At 38.7% G+C, this 18,762-nt stretch carries 19 protein-coding genes; 9 read left to right on the top strand and 10 right to left on the bottom strand.

Translation table 11 applies throughout. The annotated features are described in order from the left end of the window. Positions 1 to 28: 28 nt before the first annotated feature. On the top strand, positions 29 to 1,642 hold the full coding sequence (locus tag C4F40_RS01280; protein WP_196937563.1) for a S41 family peptidase: 1,614 nt from the start codon (positions 29 to 31) through the stop codon (positions 1,640 to 1,642). Here the strand turns inward: C4F40_RS01280 and C4F40_RS01285 are convergent. The 5 genes from C4F40_RS01285 to C4F40_RS01305 all read right to left on the bottom strand — a co-directional run bounded on the left by C4F40_RS01285 (position 1,632) and on the right by C4F40_RS01305 (position 6,847). Next, positions 1,632 to 2,744, bottom strand: a complete 1,113-nt coding sequence (locus tag C4F40_RS01285) for an endonuclease/exonuclease/phosphatase family protein (protein WP_196937564.1) — start codon at positions 2,742 to 2,744, stop codon at positions 1,632 to 1,634. The genes C4F40_RS01280 and C4F40_RS01285 overlap by 11 nt on opposite strands. Next, positions 2,744 to 3,625, bottom strand: a complete 882-nt coding sequence (locus tag C4F40_RS01290) for a rhomboid family intramembrane serine protease (RefSeq protein WP_196939228.1) — start codon at positions 3,623 to 3,625, stop codon at positions 2,744 to 2,746. Before C4F40_RS01290 ends, C4F40_RS01285 begins: the two co-directional genes overlap by 1 nt. Positions 3,626 to 3,653: 28 nt before the next feature. Further along, the gene (locus C4F40_RS01295) at positions 3,654 to 4,382 is read right to left on the bottom strand and encodes a rhomboid family intramembrane serine protease (RefSeq protein ID WP_196937565.1); all 729 of its coding nucleotides are present in this window, start codon (positions 4,380 to 4,382) and stop codon (positions 3,654 to 3,656) included. A gap of 17 nt (positions 4,383 to 4,399) precedes the next feature. Further along, on the bottom strand, positions 4,400 to 6,268 hold the full coding sequence (gene mutL, locus C4F40_RS01300) for a DNA mismatch repair endonuclease MutL (protein ID WP_196937566.1): 1,869 nt from the start codon (positions 6,266 to 6,268) through the stop codon (positions 4,400 to 4,402). Between the two features lie 108 nt (positions 6,269 to 6,376). Next, positions 6,377 to 6,847 carry an Lrp/AsnC ligand binding domain-containing protein gene (locus C4F40_RS01305; RefSeq protein WP_196937567.1) on the bottom strand — a complete coding sequence of 157 codons (471 nt, stop codon included), beginning with the start codon at positions 6,845 to 6,847 and terminating at the stop codon, positions 6,377 to 6,379. Positions 6,848 to 7,266: 419 nt separating this feature from the next. On the opposite strand from C4F40_RS01305, the gene C4F40_RS01310 reads away from it, so the two are divergent. Next, positions 7,267 to 8,310: a hypothetical protein gene (locus C4F40_RS01310; protein WP_196937568.1), complete on the top strand. Its 1,044-nt coding sequence runs from the start codon at positions 7,267 to 7,269 to the stop codon at positions 8,308 to 8,310. On the opposite strand, the gene ruvC is transcribed toward C4F40_RS01310, so the two are convergent. Further along, positions 8,307 to 8,870 carry a crossover junction endodeoxyribonuclease RuvC gene (gene ruvC / locus C4F40_RS01315; protein WP_196937569.1) on the bottom strand — a complete coding sequence of 188 codons (564 nt, stop codon included), beginning with the start codon at positions 8,868 to 8,870 and terminating at the stop codon, positions 8,307 to 8,309. The two genes, C4F40_RS01310 and ruvC, sit on opposite strands and share 4 nt — an antisense overlap. A 93-nt stretch (positions 8,871 to 8,963) precedes the next feature. Between ruvC and C4F40_RS01320 the strand changes: the two genes are divergently transcribed. Both C4F40_RS01320 and C4F40_RS01325 read left to right on the top strand, forming a co-directional pair. Continuing rightward, on the top strand, positions 8,964 to 9,938 hold the full coding sequence (locus C4F40_RS01320; RefSeq protein ID WP_196937570.1) for a lysylphosphatidylglycerol synthase domain-containing protein: 975 nt from the start codon (positions 8,964 to 8,966) through the stop codon (positions 9,936 to 9,938). A gap of 49 nt (positions 9,939 to 9,987) precedes the next feature. After that, positions 9,988 to 11,052, top strand: a complete 1,065-nt coding sequence (locus C4F40_RS01325) for a glycosyltransferase family 2 protein (RefSeq protein ID WP_196937571.1) — start codon at positions 9,988 to 9,990, stop codon at positions 11,050 to 11,052. On the opposite strand, the gene C4F40_RS01330 is transcribed toward C4F40_RS01325, so the two are convergent. Further along, positions 11,049 to 11,789: a lysophospholipid acyltransferase family protein gene (locus tag C4F40_RS01330; RefSeq protein WP_196937572.1), complete on the bottom strand. Its 741-nt coding sequence runs from the start codon at positions 11,787 to 11,789 to the stop codon at positions 11,049 to 11,051. The two genes, C4F40_RS01325 and C4F40_RS01330, sit on opposite strands and share 4 nt — an antisense overlap. 647 nt (positions 11,790 to 12,436) lie before the next feature. Between C4F40_RS01330 and C4F40_RS01335 the strand changes: the two genes are divergently transcribed. The 4 genes from C4F40_RS01335 to C4F40_RS01350 are packed head-to-tail and all read left to right on the top strand — an operon-like array spanning position 12,437 to position 14,814. Beyond that, positions 12,437 to 12,709 (top strand): DUF2089 family protein, encoded by a 273-nt coding sequence (locus C4F40_RS01335; RefSeq protein ID WP_231389882.1) that lies wholly within the window; start codon positions 12,437 to 12,439, stop codon positions 12,707 to 12,709. Further along, positions 12,699 to 13,184, top strand: coding sequence for a hypothetical protein (locus C4F40_RS01340; RefSeq protein ID WP_196937573.1), 486 nt, complete (start codon positions 12,699 to 12,701; stop codon positions 13,182 to 13,184). Before C4F40_RS01335 ends, C4F40_RS01340 begins: the two co-directional genes overlap by 11 nt. After that, the gene (locus C4F40_RS01345; protein ID WP_196937574.1) at positions 13,174 to 13,770 is read left to right on the top strand and encodes a hypothetical protein; all 597 of its coding nucleotides are present in this window, start codon (positions 13,174 to 13,176) and stop codon (positions 13,768 to 13,770) included. The genes C4F40_RS01340 and C4F40_RS01345 overlap by 11 nt, the downstream gene beginning before the upstream one ends. A gap of 3 nt (positions 13,771 to 13,773) precedes the next feature. After that, positions 13,774 to 14,814, top strand: a complete 1,041-nt coding sequence (locus C4F40_RS01350; protein ID WP_196937575.1) for an alpha/beta hydrolase family protein — start codon at positions 13,774 to 13,776, stop codon at positions 14,812 to 14,814. Positions 14,815 to 14,830: 16 nt separating this feature from the next. Here the strand turns inward: C4F40_RS01350 and C4F40_RS01355 are convergent, their stop codons facing one another. Further along, positions 14,831 to 15,541, bottom strand: coding sequence for an SDR family NAD(P)-dependent oxidoreductase (locus C4F40_RS01355; protein WP_196937576.1), 711 nt, complete (start codon positions 15,539 to 15,541; stop codon positions 14,831 to 14,833). Then, entirely contained in the window at positions 15,542 to 16,471 is a 930-nt protein-coding gene (locus C4F40_RS01360) for a lysylphosphatidylglycerol synthase transmembrane domain-containing protein (protein ID WP_196937577.1), read from the bottom strand. Between the two features lie 432 nt (positions 16,472 to 16,903). Between C4F40_RS01360 and C4F40_RS01365 the strand changes: the two genes are divergently transcribed. Next, a complete protein-coding gene (locus C4F40_RS01365) occupies positions 16,904 to 17,464 on the top strand; it encodes a hypothetical protein (protein ID WP_196937578.1) in 561 nt (186 codons plus the stop codon). A 50-nt stretch (positions 17,465 to 17,514) separates the two neighbouring features. On the opposite strand, the gene C4F40_RS01370 is transcribed toward C4F40_RS01365, so the two are convergent. Beyond that, on the bottom strand, positions 17,515 to 18,687 hold the full coding sequence (locus C4F40_RS01370; protein ID WP_196937579.1) for a trans-sulfuration enzyme family protein: 1,173 nt from the start codon (positions 18,685 to 18,687) through the stop codon (positions 17,515 to 17,517). Positions 18,688 to 18,762 lie beyond the last annotated feature (75 nt).

Raw genomic sequence — 18,762 nt, forward strand, 5'->3', positions numbered from 1 at the left:
AATTACTTTTGCAGTCTCATTTGTTTACATGCAAAAAGGTACTAGACGTAATATTTTCGTAGCTGCTACTTATGGAGCTACATTATTACTTGGGCTTATCTTGGGGCAAAATTATGCCGATCAACAGGGTAAGAATCCAAGCAGCGCTTTAGTACCTATTGGTTTTTCGGACAATTCGTATAAAATACAACAGGTATTAGACCTGCTTTCCAATAGCTATGTCGACAGCCTAAATCTAGATTCGCTTCAGAATGGTGCCATCAACCACATCGTCTCGCATTTGGATCCTTATTCTAATTACTTGTTGGCGAATGAGTCTCAAGCCCAAAGTGAAGCTTTGGAAGGTACATTTGAAGGAATTGGTTTGGAATATTTTAATTTAAATGATACGTTGCTGGTCGTAGGGCTTATTACAGATGGACCTTCTGAAAAAGCGGGATTAAAGGTGGGTGATCGTATCATAACCATCGATTCTATTCAAGTTTCGGGCAGGAATATCGGGCAAAAAGTGGTTGAAAAATTGATCCGTGGGAAGAAAGGTTCTCGCGTAAGACTCCAGGTAATTCGTGATAGTGTATTGGTGCCATTTCCCTATAAAGTTATAAGAGATCAAGTAAGTGTAAGCTCCATTGATGTTGCCTACCTCATTAAGCCAACAGTGGGTTATGTTAAAGTACGTCGATTTGGGTTGAAGACAGCTGAGGATTTTAAAAAATCCATAACGGAGCTAAAAAAACAAGGTGTTCAAAATCTTATTCTCGATCTACGTGATAATGGCGGTGGATATTTTCACATTGCCATTAGATTGGCTAGCGAATTCTTTGATGAACAGAAGGTGTTGGTGTACACTAAGGGCGCTCATGAGGACAAAAGGGAGTATTTTTCGGATGAAAATGGGGTTTATGCAGATGGTAAATTGGTTGTTCTCATAAATGAACATACCGCTTCAGCGTCCGAAATTGTAGCAGGCGCCGTACAAGACTGGGATCGCGGAACGATTGTGGGGAGACGCTCGTACGGGAAAGGGATCGTTCAGGAGCAATTTGATTTTTCAGATGGATCCCGGGTTAATTTAAGTATTTCAAGATATTATACCCCTTTGGGTAGAAGTATTCAGAAAAAATATACCGCCAATTGGTCGAGTATGATCGATTATTCGAGCATGTATAACGGGTTATGGGTATTGGACACTACCTTTGCGCACGCACAGACCTATAAAACGTTGGCAGGGAGAGAACTATTTAGTGGCGGAGGGATAAGTCCGGATGTCGAAATTTCTATTGATTCGAATGCCGTCAGTGTATTATACCAACGGATAGCGCAATCGAGTTATTTGGAACAGTTTGTTTATGAGCGTTTTACGAAGAGGTTGCCGGCGTATTCTATTGAAAATTTTTTACAAGGATATCATTTGCCTCAGCAAGAATACACTGCTTTTCTAGCGTATTTAAAGGACAGGGATATAATAATTGATGATCGCAAAGGGAGAGATTTATTGGAGCTTATTCAATCAGATATTGAAGCAATAGTCGGGAGGTATTATTTTGGAAGAGAGGCATATTTCAAAGTTAAGAATAGATATGACGATTACGTCGAACAGGCTATTCGTATATTGACTGCCACCGATCCGGTTAAAGATTAACATCTGCCCAGATCGGGTAGTGATCTGAAAATCGTTCCTTCACAATACCATAGTTGTCAATGTTGAATTTTTTGCCGCACAAAATATAATCTATTTGAAATATAGGGAGCATAGCATAATGCGTTACGCCCCATCCAAAGCCTTTTTCCTGAAATGCATTATTCATGTTTTTACCAACTATATTTACACTATACGACATGGGGGTGTCATTAAAGTCTCCCATCACTATACTTGGATAGGGGGAGGTGTCAATATGTGCACGAAGTGATTTTGCCTGTTCACTCCGGTGTGTAAATGCCTGTTTTAGCTTTCTTCCTACACGCTTTGTTGTTTCTTCGTCTTTCACTTTTTGACCCGTTGGTTTTTGAATAAATTCTTTGTCCTCATCCTGTAAGGCAAAGGAGCGCAAGTGTACATTGTAAATTCGTAAGGTATCAATTTCGCGGCGTACATCGACAAAGATAATACGGTTAATGCCGTACTCGTTTTGGAGTATGGTGCCGCGATTTATGATAGGATACTTTGAGAAAATTGCCTGACCGTATCCTTCATGATCGTTTTGCGACGCAGGTTCGAAATAGTATCCTTCAAAATTACCTTCCTCCTTCAATATTTTTGAGAATTGTGCCTTTCCTTTTAGTTTACTGTAAAATTCCTGAAAACAGACAATATCTGGATTTACCGTGTTGACCAGTTCAATGGCCTCGGATTTGAATGTTTCTTTATTATTGTCTTCTTTTTCAAAAAGATGTACATTGAAACTCATCACACGCAGATTCGTATCGGATTTAGAGGTTATTTTTTCGTTTTTATTCTTGAAATTAATATGTTTGCTCATCAGATTCCAACCCATTAGTATAGGAACCAAACTCAGTAACATGTAACGTCGTTTTCTTAGAAACCAAAAGACGATAAACCCCAAATTGATGATTAAAATTGGAAGATAGCCCAGGCCGAAAAAGGCTATCGGCCAAAAAGATTGTGGATCAAGATAAGAGGCAGAATAACTCAAGATTAAAGCCATTACTGCAAATAGATTAGCGGTAAAGATAGATTTGCTAAAAAAGCCTAGCTTTTGACGAAGAACTCTTTCTTTCGACATTATTGATCTTGCTTACTTGCTTTGAATAATATTTCTTTTTCGCTTGAAGTCAGACTTTCATACCCGTTCATTGAAATTTTATCCAATATCTGGTCTATAGTTTCCTGATTCGGTATTTCCGAATAGCTTTTCTTGTGCGAAGGTGTGTTTTTAGCATTCTCGTTCTTATGGACGATCTTTAAAGTGCGGCGTGCGAACTTTTTATGAAAAAAACTGCTCCAATCATGACCTTTTCTTAATTCGCGCATAAACGCTAAACCGAATAAAACCATACCTAGATATGCTATCGCCGCTGGTTGGTTGGAGATAACGTAAAATCCAAATTGGAGACCAAGATAAATAATAGCTATGGTGCGGAGTCGTATGTTGCCGATAATAAAAACCCGTATTTCGTAAGTGGGTAATAGCAGTGCCGTGGCACTGATGAGAGCAGCGAGACCAAGAGCATTAGTGTTCAGTTGATTTTCGGGATGATTTGCCAAAAAAGGAATATTCCCTACCAACAGATAGGCAATACCGCCCAGCAACAATCCTGCGATGAAAACATATAAAAATTGTCTTCTATTAAGGAAGCTTAAAAATATGTTTCCAAACCAATACAACCACAGACAATCAAAAAGTATATTGAACAACCCTTGGTAAATAAAGGGGTGTGTGATTAATGACCAAGGCTGTGACAAAAACTTAGCAAATGATACTGGAAGGCTAAGCTTGGCAACGACATTATCATATAAATTGCTCGAGACGATGTCCGAAAAACTCAATAGATCGACAACGTGGGTCAAGACAAATAATACAACCTGTATTGTGATGATATATGGTATAGGAGAAGAGGTAGCATAGGTGTCTCTCCAAAAGGATTTTAAGACATTCTCTTTCATATGCATATCGTTAGATTTTTATACATTATTAATAATAACCTCTTTTTATTCCCCAAATTTTGATCAAGAGAAAGCCAAATAGAGCCCCACTTACGTGGGCAAGATGCGCAATAGAAGACCCGGATTGAGAGAACCCCAAATATATTTCGATCAAAATTAATCCAGGTACAAAATATTTTGCCTTAATCGGTACAGGAATAAAGAGTAATTGTAATTCTAAATTAGGAAATAGCATCGCGAAAGCGAGCAACAAGCCATAGATTGCTCCTGAGGCACCTACCATGGGGCCGCTGTAAATTGATACGAGTGTGTTGAAATCCGATTGGGAAAGATGGTTTAGCGATGGACCAGGTATGTATCCAGAAAAGTTCCCTTCGCTATGATAAACCATTTGGTGTTTGCCAAACGGAGAACCGAGTATTTCGTTTACTTCCCAAGCCTGAACACCATATTGTAATACCAAGGCGCCTAAACCGCAAATGATATAGTAATTTAAGAATCGTTTGGAACCGAACACCCGCTCAATGATTGGCCCAAACATAACAAGCGCAAACATATTAAAGAAAATGTGACCAATTCCTCCGTGCATAAACATATAGGTGATAATCTGCCAAATTTGAAAAGAGGGCGAGTCGGGGTAATAAACACCGAATAATTTGTTGGCAGGTTCGAAAATCATTGATCCCACGAAACAGATAATATTTATAATAAGCAGGTTTTTTACAACCGGTGTTAAATTTGAAAATAGGTTATTCATATATAAAGTATAGTGTTCTACTGCATTTTGTCAAATCGTTCCATAAGCTCCTGTAACGTATACGTGATTAACGTTGGTTTTCCATGAACAGATATATTTGGACTTTCACATGCAAATAATTTGTCAATCAAATCTGCCATAGATTCATTGTCAAGGGCTGTCCCACTTTTCAACGCGGCACTTTTTGCAAGGCTGCGGGCGAGATTTTCTCTTTTATTAAGCTTTAATTCAGACTTATTGTTTTTGAAATCTTCCAAAAGCTGTTCAATAATTTTGGCCTCATTCACGTTGTTACCTAAATCTGCCGGAATTCCATCCACAATATACGTAGTTTTTCCGAAAGGTCTCAGTTGAAAGCCTAAGGTATGTAACTCTGGTAAGAGGTCAGTCATCAATTCGAAATCTCCAACACTGAGTTCTACGGTCTGCGGAAACAAACTTTGTTGGCTCGATCCCTTGTTCTGATCCAATTGTTCTTTGTATTGCTCAAATAAGATGCGTTCGTGTGCCGCTTGCTGATCAATCAACAGGAAGCCCGAATGAATTTGAGAAACGATATAGCGGTTGTGAACTTGGAAAAATTGCTTTCTGCTTTCTGACGTTAATATGTTCTTATCGTCAGCTTGATCTTTATCAAAAGGGAGTAGGGGGAGCTGTTTTGCAGATTCCTGCTCAGTAATCTGATAGAGCGTGTCCCAATTCTGCGGAATACCGGTCTTTTTTTCTAATCCTACAGCATAACTATTGGATCGCGAAGCTGCAGTAGAATAATCGGATTCGAAGGGGTTAAAGTTTGGATTAAACGAAATAGTAGGCATTTGGATCTCGTCCAACGGCTTCTGTGTGATGAAGTTGGTAAAGCTGGTTTCCTGATTGAAGTCCAAAGAAGGGGCAATATTATATCTTCCTAATGACCTTTTTACTGCGGATCTTAAAATGGCATAGATGGCTTTTTCGTCTTCGTATTTGATTTCCGTTTTCGTGGGGTGTACGTTTATATCAATTTTTGAGGGGTCAATCTCGATAAAAAGTACATATAAAGGATACGAGTCTGCTGGTAAGATCTCTTCGTAGGCATTCATAATTGCATGATGCAGGTATGGATCTTTAACGAATCTCTTGTTGACAAAGAAAAATTGTTCACCTCGGGTTTTCTTTGCGAATTCGGGCTTTCCTACAAAGCCGCTGACATTAATTATAGTAGTTTCTTCCTCAACCGGAACGAGACGTTGATTGTAATTGTTGCCAAAAAGATGAACGATCCGGTGTTTTAGGGTGCCGGCAGTTAAATGGAAAATTTCATTGCCATCACTGTGGAGGCTGAAGAATATTTCGGGATGAGCTAGCGCGACGCGTTGAAATTCGTCTACAATGTGACGCATCTCGACGGAATTGCTTTTTAAAAAATTACGCCGAGCGGGTATATTATAAAATAAGTTCTTTACTGCAATGCTCGTGCCAGTCGATAAGGATTCGGGATATTGGTCTATGACTTTGGACCCTTCAATCTGTATAATTGTTCCAAGTTCGTCTGCCTCACGCCGGGTTTTGAGCTCAACTTGTGAAATGGCGGCAATGGATGCCATAGCTTCGCCACGAAAGCCCATCGTACGGATGGCAAATAAATCTTCTGCTTTTCGAATTTTGCTTGTAGCATGTCGTTCAAAGCAAAGTCGAGCATCTGTTAAGCTCATTCCGGAACCGTCATCAATTACCTGGATCAACGCTTTTCCTGCTTCTCTGACTATAAGTTTAATCCGATGGGCTCCTGCGTCAATAGCGTTTTCTATCAATTCTTTAACTGCAGAGGCGGGTCGCTGAACGACTTCGCCTGCAGCAATTTGATTAGCGACTGAATCTGGTAGTAATTGTATAATATCAGACATACAGTTGCGAAGTTACGAAAAAAACCTTCATCTTGCCTAGGGCAGGTTAGCACATCCGTCTTTGGAGAACCGCGAATTCATTTATGCGTGAATTCGCGGTTAGGTATTTTACAACGTAATTTGCCTCTTTATACTTTCTTCTAGAGAGATAATTGTTTCCGTGCGCTGTATTCCTTTCAATCCTTGGATGTCTTCGTTTAATACTTTGCGCAAATGGGCGGTGTCACGACATACTATTTTGGCAAACATACTGTATTGTCCCGTGCAATAATGTAATTCTACTACTTCTTTTACCTGCCGTAATTGTTCGACGGCATCAGAATATTGCGAGCCTTTTTCTAGATAGATGCCGAGAAAGGCTGTTATGTCAAATCCAACCTTCTGAGGGTTGATAATTAGGTTTGATCCATGTATTATTCCTAATTCTTCCATCTTTTTCATGCGAACATGTATAGTTCCTCCAGAAACTATTAGTTTTTTTGCTATTTCTGTGTATGGAATTGATGAATCTTCCATTAAAATTGATAAAATTTGGACATCTAAATTGTCTAAATCGTAATTTGTGTAGTTTTTCTCCATGAAAATGGTCTTATTTTGGTATAAAATCCTATTTTTTTTAAAAAGTATAAAAAATTTGCAAATATTTCATATAAAATTTGCAAATAATTGTTTGTTTGTGTATATTTGTTTTATCAAAAGAGATGAAATGATGATAATCTCTTAAAAAAATGCATGTTACTCCCTCAAAATAACATAGGTTTATAATTGGTTAGCGTTGAAGCTCTTCGCCCGGAGAGCTTCTTCTTTTTTTTGTCCAATCATTCACCTTTAATTGTCATTAAGATTTTTGCAAAAATAACAACAAAATTCGTTAAATGTTTTCTATTTTCTTAGAAAAAAGGTTTCAAAATTGTAAATTTTTTAGGATATACGCATGTTTACGCTTTAACGCCTGTTAAATAATTTGTATCTTTAGCTTAGTTAATTCGTTTTAATTTATGGAAGTCGAAGATGTAAAGATATCTAGAAAGAAGCCGATCTACCCCGTAGGGCCCGGGTTGTTTAAATATCTCAAGTTGTACCAACGAGATGGGAAACTTCCTATGTCTTATTTTGACCTGTTGAATTTTCAGGAGACGGTACCGGTTATGGATAAGTTTGGACAGGATACTTTTTGGGAAACACCTCTTTATCCACCCTATCTTCAAGGTCAATTATACGATGGCTTAAAAATAATTTACGCTCAACTTAAAGCCTCAGGAAATACGCGAATTGTCGAACATAAAATTATTGATCGCATAGAGTATTGTGCTTTCGGGAATACGCGACCTTTTCGAATCCGAATTGTTAATCGTTTGAATGATGTGTACGATTATTTCTACATTAAACAGGCGGATGCATCGCGGATATATGGATTGGAATTGGAGGAGATTTTGTCACCTAACCAGGTGAACTATATATACGATCGGGATACGTTGGTAGAGGAGCATATTGTAGGTATACCTGGAGATTTATTTAGTAAGGGGAGGATGTATACGCCTGATTATAATCAAACACGTATTGCCAAAGAGTTTGTGAAATTTAACGAACGCTGTATCATTTCCTTGTTAGGGGATATGCGTGCTTATAATTTTGTTATGCAAATCACACCTGACTTTGATGATTTTCAATTTCGGATTCGAGCAATTGATTTTGACCAACAATTTTATGAAGGTAATTCTAAGGTATATATGCCGCAGTTTTTTAAAGAGAACCTTCCCTATGTAAAACTGTCTATGGAATACCTGACTGAAAAGACAGTATTGCAATATCAGCAGGAAGAACGTTCTTCTATTGTACATCGGGTACGTAGCGAACGTCACCGTATTAAAGATTTACGGGATGCTTCTAAAACACAGCAATTATCTACAGAAGAAAATATTAAACAACTCAGAGAAGGGTATGCGATATTTCACCAAAATGAAAATTACCATAAATGTAAAACGATGACGGATATTGTTGAACTGAATGTTAAAAACGTCATTCGCCAAGTCAAGCTTTAGCGAATACGCTTTTCGTTATCTTTTACAAAGGCTGCCCATCCGGAGTAGGATTTGCCTCTAGTGGTCGTTTTTTGTTGGAAGGAATGGCAAACCGCTACCGCTAGGCCGTCTGTAGCATCTAGAAATTCGGGAGTTTCTTTAAATCCCAAGAGCGTTTGTAGCATAGCCGCCACCTGTTCTTTGCTGGCGTTGCCATGTCCCGTCACGGATTGTTTGATTTTACGGGGGGAATATTCAAATATAGGGATGTCGAAATTCAAGGCTGCCGCCATCGCTACTCCTTGCGCGCGACCTAATTTCAACATGACCTGAATATTTTTGCCATAAAAAGGTGCCTCTAAAGCGACACAATCTGGTTTATATTGTTCAATCAGCGCAGTTGTTTTTTTGAAGATGCGTTGTAGTTTCAATCCATGGTCATCCAGATGGTTCATTTTGATTACACCTAAAGTTTCTAACGTAATTTTACTCCCTAGTTCTTTTATGATACCGTAACCTAATACAGCTGTCCCGGGGTCGATGCCTAGTATGATTCTTTCCTTCGCTTTCTCCATTTGCATAGTGCAATATTACGTAAATAGATGCGCTGTTTTCTAATATCTCTATCTAATTACATAAATTTTAGTAAAATTGTGCTTTGATTTGAAAAAGCGTTGACTAAAAGCCAGAAAAAATATCTCAATTACTGCATTAAGATTGCCATCGTAGGATTGGCATTTTGGTTTATTTACAGTAAAGTCAATAATCAACAAAGCCTCGCTGAATTTAAAAGTTTACTCTCTGGAGTGGATACAGATACCATGTATTGGACAATGGCCTTGATCATACTCTTAATGTTGGTGAATTGGTTTTTGGAAGTAGTAAAGTGGATCTTTTTAAGCCGGGGTATCGAAAAGATAGGTTTTTGGAAAGCGACAAAGTCGGTCTTCTGTGGTTTGACTTGGGCTATTTTTACACCCAATCGAATCGGGGAATATGGCGGCCGTGTACTTTTACTGAAACCAGAGAACAGAGCTAAGGGGGCAGTGGCAATGGGTGTGGGTCTTTTTGGTCAGCTGGTGTTAACCAGTGTTTTTGGTGCGTTGAGTATCGCTTGGTTTGTTTCTACTTTTCTAGAAACGCCGATGTCCGTTACTTTCGGTGTTTGGGTTATTGCGCTAATCTATGCCTCGGCTTTTATCATCCTTTATTTTAATGTGCATTGGATAGACTATATAGTTGGTAAAATAAAAGTCTTGGATAAGGTGAAATCTTTTTTTTCTATACTGGAAAATTTTACCAAGAAAGAATTGTTGCGGGTATTGTTAATTTCTACGGCACGCTTTTTTATTTTTACTTCGCAGTACGTGATCCTTATGTTGGTCTTTTTGCCGGAATTACCTTTTTTTTCTATGGTATTGATGATTTTTATCCTTTTCTTTGTGCAATCTGCTGTCCCTTCTTTGGATATATTTGATTTTAGTGTCCGCAGTTTCGTAGCAAGTAATTTGTATAGTTACATTACCACACAGGAGATTGCTGTAATGGCTATCGTTTCTTGTATCTGGTTTGTTAATCTGATATTACCGGCTATTATTGGTTCTTTTTTTGTGTTGAATGTAAATTATTTAGGTGACAACAATTCTTAATTCTATATTAATCTTATTTGCAGGGATCTATGTTTTATTAGTTCTCTTCATGCGAAAAGGGTGGTCGGGTATTCCTTTTTTCTACTCTTCAAAAGATGTTGGTACGCGTGTGTCAATTTTAATCGCAGCGCGGAATGAAGAGCAAAATATAGCACGCACGATTGACTGTTTATTGGCTCAGGAGTTTCCAAGATCCCTTCTCGAAATCATTGTTGTCGACGATCATTCGACCGATCGTACTTCTGCCATCGTGTCTTCTTATGCTGATCGGGGCGTTCAGCTGATTCGTCTTAATGTCGGAGATACCATGAATTCGTATAAAAAATATGCAATCAGTCAGGCGATTGAAAAGTCTCAAGGAGAGATCATCGTGACAACAGATGCAGATTGTAGAATGGGGCCGAATTGGTTGAAAACTATTGTGCAGTATTTTGAGGAGCACCAATCGTATATGGTTTCTTCTCCGGTGATCTATTCTGAAGAGAAGAGTTTCTTTGAAGAACTGCAGACATTGGAATTTCTGTATCTGATTGGATTGGGGGCTGCGGGTATTGGAAATGGAACTCCTACTACTTGTAACGGTGCAAACCTGGCCTACCGCAGGGATGTGTTTTATGAAATGGGCGGGTTCAACGGTATTGATGAGCTGGCTTCTGGAGATGATGAGCTTTTTTTGCATAAAGTAGCGGAAAAATATGCCGACAGGATCGGTTTTTGTAAAGCTATAGCAGCTATCGTATATACAGATGCCAAACCTGATTTACGGTCTTTTATCAGTCAGCGTAAACGTTGGGCGTCGAAAAGTACAAAATATAAAGACAAGAAAGTTGTTTTTCTGGGTGTAACGATTTGGTTTTTTAACCTAGCTTTAATCGCTTCCTTGTTCTATTTTATCTTTCAATTACCGTATTGCAATTGGGTTTTATTAACAGCTTTCGCATTGAAGATAATGGCGGAGGGTCTGTTTATGATCCCGCTTACCAATTTCGCAGAACGTACTTCATTGTTGAAATTCTTGCCCTTATTATCAATTGTACATTCTTTTTACATTGTGTATATCGGTCTTGCGGGAAATATCGGTAAATATGATTGGAAAGGCCGAAACGTGAATTAATTGTGCTTCACTTTCAGTCGTATCGTATCTTCGGCTAGCTTTACAATCTCTTCCACATTTAGTCCGGCCGTCTGTAATGGCTCTAACACTTCCCAGGATATTGGAGTAAACGGACGGAGAGGAAACATGCCGTATTTCACCATTAAATAGGAACCGTTTATTGCGATCGGGACAACCAAAGCATCCGGATTCTTTTTTAACAAGGTTGCAATTCCACCAACAGAAAATCTTTTCATTTCGCCCGTTTTCGTACGGGTGCCTTCCGGAAATATAAATGCAGACCATCTTTTTTGCTTCATATTATTAGCCAACTTAAGTATCTCGGCAATGGATTGTTTAGGATCCTTGCGGTCAATATTTGCGGCACCACCGTATTTCAAGTTGAACGAGATGCTGGGGATATTTGCGTGCACTAATTCTACTTTGGAAATGAATTTGCCGTGAAATCTCCGTAAAAAGTAAATGAGTGATGGAATGTCAAATGTGCTTTGATGATTTGCAACAAAAATAATCGGATGGCCGGTCGGCAAATTTTTATTGTCTTTAAACGTTACCGTATTGAACAACGTATAATTACAAGCTACTAAAAAGAAATTGAGAATATCGACACTTTTTTTATGTGCAGTGTATCCGCCAATCTTTAAACATAACCATTGAATCGGATGAAATAGTATTAGTGCCAGCGCAAAGCAGGTGTAAAAAATAGGAGTTAGGAAATAGCCTATAAATTTTCTCATAATATATTATAAAGGCGCAAACTTAGATAAATTTATTAACTTTTTTAGCGACGGCATATAAATCAGATTTCGAGGGATCAAGGAAATTAGCTTTTGTATTGTAGTTAGTAAGGGGTGTTGATGTAAAGGAACCTTTTTTTTGCGCCTCTTTCGCCGGCGCGGGACGACTTCTTTTGCTTGGCCAAAAGAAGCAAAAACCAAGACTTGGTCAATGTTACGCTAAAAGCTTTTGGATTTACTAAACAGCTCCAAGTCGTTTCACTTCGGGGATCTGTTCTTAACGCAAATCCAAAGCTTTCTTAACGCTACATCGACCTAGGTCGTCCTTTAAATGGTACTGCATTATAAGGTTAATATAATAAATGCACTACCCTTACAAACTGGACAAATGTCGCCTTGGCGGGTCGACAATAGCAGGAATGGTGCACCGTCGTGTCGAGCCGGCACAGCGACGAGTTTTGGACACTTTTGCGGTCAAAAGTGTCGACCTGTCGCGGTCCAAGCGACAAAAGAAATTTGATTAATTTAAAGGTTCATTTTTATTAGCCCCGTACTCCAAAAAATACATCTATTTATAAATAATAATAATTATATTTTTAATTTTATTTATATTTGTTTTAACAATATTAATATATAAATTCATTATAATGAAGCTTCCTGTTAAGTGTCCAAGTTGTGATGAACAGCTGCGTGTATCGAAATTAATCTGTTCAAGTTGTGAAACCGAAGTGTTAGGTAAATACAGTCTACCGATTTTAATGTTGCTGGAAGTAGATGAACAAGAGTTTGTTCTTCAGTTTTTGCGGAATTCGGGTAGTCTGAAAGAAATGGCAAATCAGATGGGAAAGAGTTATCCCACTGTTCGAAATAAATTAGATGATTTGATAGTTAAACTTAACGTGTTACAAAATGAACAATAGATTGATGTATAAGGAAAGTCAGAATTTTTTGACTTGGTGGTTAGTGTCGGTATTTATCCTTATTATCGGACTTGGGGTATATGCTCGATGGGATGCTAATAGTAATGCCGGTTGGCGTGATCTCTCTGCCGGATTTTGGATAGGAAGCGCCGTTGCGTTGCTGTTTTTATTGATGCGATTAAGAACGCGCATAAATGAGCAAGGGATCCATATTCGATTTATCCCCTTTATATGGAAAGAAAAAAAATGGAAATGGGAAGATATCGGTAAAGTCCATGTTAAAAAATATTCTCCTTGGGAATATGGAGGATGGGGATGGAGATTCGGTGGGCCGGGAGTGGCATATACCACAAAGGGGTTTTATGGCATCTGGATCGTGTTAAAAAATGGGCGAACGATATTGGTTGGCACACAGTATCCCAAAAAGGTCCAAGAATTATTAACTCACTATAAACCGTACAAAGATGAAGCATAATATAGTTAGATTGTTTGTAAATCCATTTACCGATTATTCCGAAAATGTCATGTTGACGGTAGGCATGATGTCCTTTGCTGTCGGCGGATTCCTAGCTTATTTTGGAGAGTTTGATTATCATGGTATATTAAAGATCATCCCTACAAACACGCTTGGCCTTTTTCAGGTTTTTGTCCATCTATTCATAAATGTATTGGTACTGACTTTATCGTTGTTTTCGTTTGGTTATTTCGTCAATAAGAAAACAAGGTTTATAGACGTGTTAAATGTGGTATTGGTTTCTTTTACGGTGATATACACGATGGGCTTATTCTCCGCCATAAGTTTTGCAAAAGAGCTTACGAATAATGTATTGAAGGCCATAGAAAATGGCGATATGAAATTGTCTACGATTACTCCCTTGGATATGTTTTTGCTGTTGCTTTTTTCGTTAATTTCCCTAGTCCTGTTGCTCTATTTTTTCTATCTCATCGTCGTAGGGTTAAAATTTGTTATAAATGCGAAGAAGTTTTATCATGGTGTAGTTATTGTATTAATTGTTTTAATAACAGACGTGCTGTGTCGTTTTGTTAATCTTAGACTTTAATATATGAAGCAATTTTACGTTATCTTTTTCTTGGTGATCCATTCGTGTTTAGGATATGGCGAACCTGTTCAATACCTTAGTGCTTCTCAGCCATATGATACATTAGAGGTTGTATTTACGAATGTATATGACGATGTGCAACTTGCCGGTACGCTTTCTTTTCCAAAAAGGGCAGGTAGATATCCTGCGGTCATTTTATTGACTGGATCCGGAGCGCAAAATCGGGACGAAGAAATATCAGGTCACAAGCCTTTTAAGGTTATCACGGATTATCTGACGCAACGCGGAATTGTAGTGCTTCGCTATGATGACCGAGGTGTCGGAAAGAGTACGGGGCAATTTGATAATAGTACAATAGGAGACTTTAGTAAGGATGCGCTTGCTGCATTAGCTTTTCTAAAAAAGCAAAATCAAGTTGACGCACGTAAAATTGGCTTTATTGGTCATAGTGAGGGCGGTCTGATTGCTGCACTTCTGGCTGGACAGAACATGCGTGACCTATCTTTCATCATGTCATTGGCAGGCCCGGCTATTTCTATTGATCAGTTGATGGTTGATCAATTGTATGCTATTGGAAAGACTTCGGGTATGAGTGAGCCAGCCCTGGAGGCGGCCCGGAGAATAAATGAGAAAAACTTCGCCATTGTAAAAGGCGATTTAAATAATCGCGAAGCTTATAAGGGCTTAATGGAGAATATGAAGATGGTGCCTGGATTTACAGAACATGCTGATTTGTTAGCTATGGTGAGTCCCGCCTATCGTTACTTCCTGCGCATTGAACCAGAAAAATATCTAAAAAAAATAACAATACCCGTATTTGCTGCATTTGGATCTCTAGATGTACAGGTGCCATCTACTCGAAATTTAGAAAGCTTGCACCGCCTTTTGCCTAGAAATCCTAAATCCGTTTTAAAAGAATATGAAGGACTAAATCACTTATTCCAGCAGGCCCAAACTGGCCGGGTAGCTGAGTACGCGGAGATAAAGGAAACATTTAATGAACGCGTATTGTCTGATATGGCGGATTGGATTACAAACTTATAAGTGTCTCCTCTTTTATTTAAGGAGTGGTATTTGAAACAGGTAATATTTTTCCGTTGTAGTATTTGCTGCCATTTTGTGCAAATTCTGCTACATATCTTCCCATTTCAAAAGCCAATGTACCCGCTTGGAAGTCTGGAAATGCTGCTTCAAACATTTCAGTTTGTGAGGATCCCAAAGCAAGGCAGTTTACTTTTATATTATGATCCTTAAATTCTTCTGCTAAACATTCAGTTAATATTCCTAGAGCTCCTTTACTGGCCGAATATGCACTCAATCCGGAAAATTTTGCTGAACCTTGAACGCCGCCCATACTGCTTATATTTACAATGTGGCCTCCGTTTGTCATCATAGGAACAACGTGTTTTATCATGTTTACATGTCCTAATACATTCGTCTGTAACATCAAAGCAAATTCTTCTGGAGAGGTTTCCAAAAATGGTTTTTTTACTAAGGCCCCAGCATTATTGATCAAAATATCAACCGTTTCAAATTTTGATTTGATGAACGGTACTAGAGAATCGGCATAGTTATCGTACACAATGTCAAATTGTGCCGGATAGAGTTTTCCGCCGTCATAATTGAGCGATGAAGCAATTTCATGAAGTTTCCGAAGTTTATCGCCAGACCTTGCCAGTGCAATGATATGATGTTCTTTATTTGCAGTGAGATCTAAAACCGTTTCAAAACCTATTCCACTGCTTGCTCCCGTGATGATGATATTTGCCATTTAAATTTCTTCGTTAGTATTGTCGTTGTCGATTTCTTGTTCTACTTCTGCTGCACTAGGTAGTTTTTCGGCTCCTAGACGTTGTGGCCTAAATATGTAATAGATTCCGGACGTAGCAGTAATCAGAGAAATTACATAAAAAAATAAACTTACTAGTACTACCGTATGTTCTTCAAGCTGTATATATTTTGCTGCTTCAAGGGCAAAAAGCTCTCGGATACCTATTCCACCTCCTATGGAAGGAATAATTGCGACCAAAGAAGAAACCAAAAATATCAGTAGGTAGGGCGAAAATTTGCCGTCAAAGTTTAGCGCGTATAATATAAAAATGGCGCATAAGGTTTGAAAGCTCTGTACGAGCAACGCTTTGGTGTGCGTTTGAAAAAATCGCTTAGCGAAAGGCTTGAAAAACACATGTAAAAAGGAATAGTAGGAGATTGTGCCAATGACAACCGCACTAATGGCGGCGACGTGGGGAATAGCGAGACGGGGCATAAACACAACCAGTGCACAAATAATAATGGCTAAAGCCCAGAGGCCGCTTAACCGATCGAAAAATACCGCACTTAATACTTTTCTCCCCGGAATATCGTGATTCTTCTTTAGGAAATATACTTTATACCCGTCGCCTCCAATTCCACCCGGTAAAAAAAAATTATAGAGTAGTCCCAGCTGATAGAGTCGTAGATTATAACGCTCAGAAAGGGTTAAATGTATGGTTTTAAAGAAGCTATTGAGTCGGGAGGAGGCTATCGCCTGCGAAACGATATAACTTAATAAGGCAAGTATTAGAAACCACCAATTGCAATCTGCCAATGCGTTCTTCAATTCTACAAAATCAATCTTTCGGGATACCCAATAGAGTGCGCCAGATGTCACGACGACTTTAAAAATGTTTTTCGTAATGCTCCAGACCTTTTTGCTGTCCATTTAAATCGAATATATTAAGTAGGCAAAAGTAATGAATTCTTTATAATAGTGGATACATCCGTGTATATAGTAGTACGATATAGACAATAAGAAACAGCGCAGACAAGGCGAAAAACCAGTTGAAGTCGATTTTTGAGAACTTATTTTGCAGTACCAATACCATTAAGGTGATAACGGTAAAAAACAACAAGATAGGAAAAATGACAGCGGATTTGTTTTCAAAATAGAGCGACTGAGTTTGCTTAAAATCGCCTGTGAAAAAGAAATATAAGGAGAACGCGAGTAAGAGAACCAGGACTCGTAAACAGGCTTTAGCAATAATTTTGCTTATGGTATGATTTTTGGATGTCATGAGAATTGATAACAAATGATATAAAAACAAATATATCTAAGTTTGGATATACATCAATAGATTTTTAATAACTTTGTCTTATGCGTAAACATATTCTTTCTGTAGTCTCACTTTTTACAGTGGTATTATTATTGGCATCGTGTGGTGCTCCGAAAAAAGGGACTTCAGGTTCCTCTTCTGCTACGTCGACTTCTGCTTCAGGTCCTTCTGCTTCGCAATGGAGATCGGGAGTAAAGGGCAACTGGGTGTTGAATACAGTGACAAGGGAAGATGTCCCGGCAGCTTATACGATCAAAAATATTTTTGATGAAGCACCGGTAGATTGTTTTATCGGAAGTATTTGGAATCTACCCGGCGGCAATTATAGAGGAAGTATCACCTTTAATGCGGATGGTACATTGTGTGCAAACGGAGCAGTACGGACAATCGTATGGTCTATCTACGGCGGATCAACTACGGAGGAACCGCAATTTCAATTTAAGAAAATTTATGCGGGTGATAAAGCCGCAAATGTGACCACAGGCTATCGTATGAATCTGTCTTTTGCTGATGGAGAAACTTTAGTGATGAAGATGCCAATTCCGTTAGATAACGGTCAACAAGGCAACTTGGTCTTCAACTTCACAAAAGTTGATAGGTAACTTGCATTATGGTGCAATTAAAAAAAGACCTGATTTTCTCAGGTCTTTTTTTAATTCGTCTTTTCTAAGGCTTGTAGAATGTCGCCTATTATATCTTCTTTATCTTCCAGACCTACGGATAAGCGAACAGTCCCTGGTTTTATCCCCAAGTGATTACGCTCTTCTTCAGTCAACTTTGCATGGGTAGTAGTCGCTGGGTGCGTTGCGATTGATCGGGAATCTCCCAAGTTGGAAGTGTATAATATCATATTTAATTCATCCAAAAACCGAAAGGCCCTTTCTTTTCCACCTTTTACTTCAAATGTAACGATACCCCCGCCCGCTTTCATTTGCTTTTTTGCCAGGGCATATTGGGGATGTGAAGGCAGAAATGGATATTTTACGTCTTTAATTTCCGGATGGTCTTCCAGCGTTTCGGCTAATGCCAGTGCATTCGAACAATGCCTATCCATGCGAAGCGCTAGGGTGTCCAAACTTTTCGAGATAATCCATGCATTGAAGGGAGACATCGCAGGTCCCGTATGCCGGATGAAAAACATCATTTTTTTTATTAGTTCTTCTTTACCAACTACAACCCCTCCCAATACACGGCCCTGACCGTCCATATATTTGGTGGCGGAGTGTATCGATAAATCAAATCCATAGTCCAAAGGTTTTTGCAAATAAGGAGTAGCGAAACAATTATCGATAGAAAGGATGATCTCCGGATACTTTTCTTTAAACTTACCCAACCATTCCAAATCAACCAATTCAAGTCCGGGATTCGACGGAGATTCTAAAAAAATAATTTTTGTATTTGGTTGAATTGCTTTTTCCCATTCATCGGGGTTAGCTGCGTCTACATAGCTCGTAGTAACTCCCCATTTAGGAAATAATTGCGTAAATAGCTGATGGGTAGAACCGAAGATGGCACGGGAAGAGATGATATGGTCTCCGTTTTCAACAAAAGCTGCGAAAGATGCGAATACAGCAGCCATCCCTGACGAAAATGCTAACCCTGCCTCTGCGTTCTCCAACGTACACACTTTATTGATAAATTCACTTGTATTCGGATTTGCATAGCGCGAATACACCATGCCCTCTTCTTCTTCAGCAAAAACAGCACGACCTTGTTCCGCACTATCAAATATAAAACTTGAGGTAAGATATAGCGGAGCAGAATGCTCACGTGTAGCCGAACGAGGTACCTGTTCTCGAATTATTTTAGACTGATCTTTATTCATGATGTGCAAAGTTAAGAATTGTTTTTCTATTTGCTTTGTAATGCACAACGGATGTGTTATTAATTTCCGTTTAAA

This window comes from Sphingobacterium pedocola (assembly GCF_015209965.1).
Lineage (GTDB): Bacteria > Bacteroidota > Bacteroidia > Sphingobacteriales > Sphingobacteriaceae > Sphingobacterium > Sphingobacterium pedocola.

What these genes read in the sequence shown, in the direction of transcription:
- C4F40_RS01330 (WP_196937572.1), bottom strand. Translation starts at nt 11,789, where the DNA reads ATGAGAAAATTTATAGGCTATTTCCTAACTCCTATTTTTTACACCTGC.
- C4F40_RS01345 (WP_196937574.1), top strand. Translation starts at nt 13,174, where the DNA reads ATGAAGCATAATATAGTTAGATTGTTTGTAAATCCATTTACCGATTAT.
- C4F40_RS01355 (WP_196937576.1), bottom strand. Translation starts at nt 15,541, where the DNA reads ATGGCAAATATCATCATCACGGGAGCAAGCAGTGGAATAGGTTTTGAA.
- C4F40_RS01280 (WP_196937563.1), top strand. Translation starts at nt 29, where the DNA reads ATGCAAAAAGGTACTAGACGTAATATTTTCGTAGCTGCTACTTATGGA.
- C4F40_RS01285 (WP_196937564.1), bottom strand. Translation starts at nt 2,744, where the DNA reads ATGTCGAAAGAAAGAGTTCTTCGTCAAAAGCTAGGCTTTTTTAGCAAA.
- C4F40_RS01370 (WP_196937579.1), bottom strand. Translation starts at nt 18,687, where the DNA reads ATGAATAAAGATCAGTCTAAAATAATTCGAGAACAGGTACCTCGTTCG.
- C4F40_RS01295 (WP_196937565.1), bottom strand. Translation starts at nt 4,382, where the DNA reads ATGAATAACCTATTTTCAAATTTAACACCGGTTGTAAAAAACCTGCTT.
- C4F40_RS01340 (WP_196937573.1), top strand. Translation starts at nt 12,699, where the DNA reads ATGAACAATAGATTGATGTATAAGGAAAGTCAGAATTTTTTGACTTGG.
- C4F40_RS01350 (WP_196937575.1), top strand. Translation starts at nt 13,774, where the DNA reads ATGAAGCAATTTTACGTTATCTTTTTCTTGGTGATCCATTCGTGTTTA.
- C4F40_RS01365 (WP_196937578.1), top strand. Translation starts at nt 16,904, where the DNA reads ATGCGTAAACATATTCTTTCTGTAGTCTCACTTTTTACAGTGGTATTA.
- C4F40_RS01305 (WP_196937567.1), bottom strand. Translation starts at nt 6,847, where the DNA reads ATGGAGAAAAACTACACAAATTACGATTTAGACAATTTAGATGTCCAA.
- C4F40_RS01360 (WP_196937577.1), bottom strand. Translation starts at nt 16,471, where the DNA reads ATGGACAGCAAAAAGGTCTGGAGCATTACGAAAAACATTTTTAAAGTC.
- C4F40_RS01310 (WP_196937568.1), top strand. Translation starts at nt 7,267, where the DNA reads ATGGAAGTCGAAGATGTAAAGATATCTAGAAAGAAGCCGATCTACCCC.
- C4F40_RS01335 (WP_231389882.1), top strand. Translation starts at nt 12,437, where the DNA reads ATGAAGCTTCCTGTTAAGTGTCCAAGTTGTGATGAACAGCTGCGTGTA.
- C4F40_RS01325 (WP_196937571.1), top strand. Translation starts at nt 9,988, where the DNA reads ATGCGAAAAGGGTGGTCGGGTATTCCTTTTTTCTACTCTTCAAAAGAT.
- ruvC (WP_196937569.1), bottom strand. Translation starts at nt 8,870, where the DNA reads ATGCAAATGGAGAAAGCGAAGGAAAGAATCATACTAGGCATCGACCCC.
- C4F40_RS01290 (WP_196939228.1), bottom strand. Translation starts at nt 3,625, where the DNA reads ATGAAAGAGAATGTCTTAAAATCCTTTTGGAGAGACACCTATGCTACC.
- mutL (WP_196937566.1), bottom strand. Translation starts at nt 6,268, where the DNA reads ATGTCTGATATTATACAATTACTACCAGATTCAGTCGCTAATCAAATT.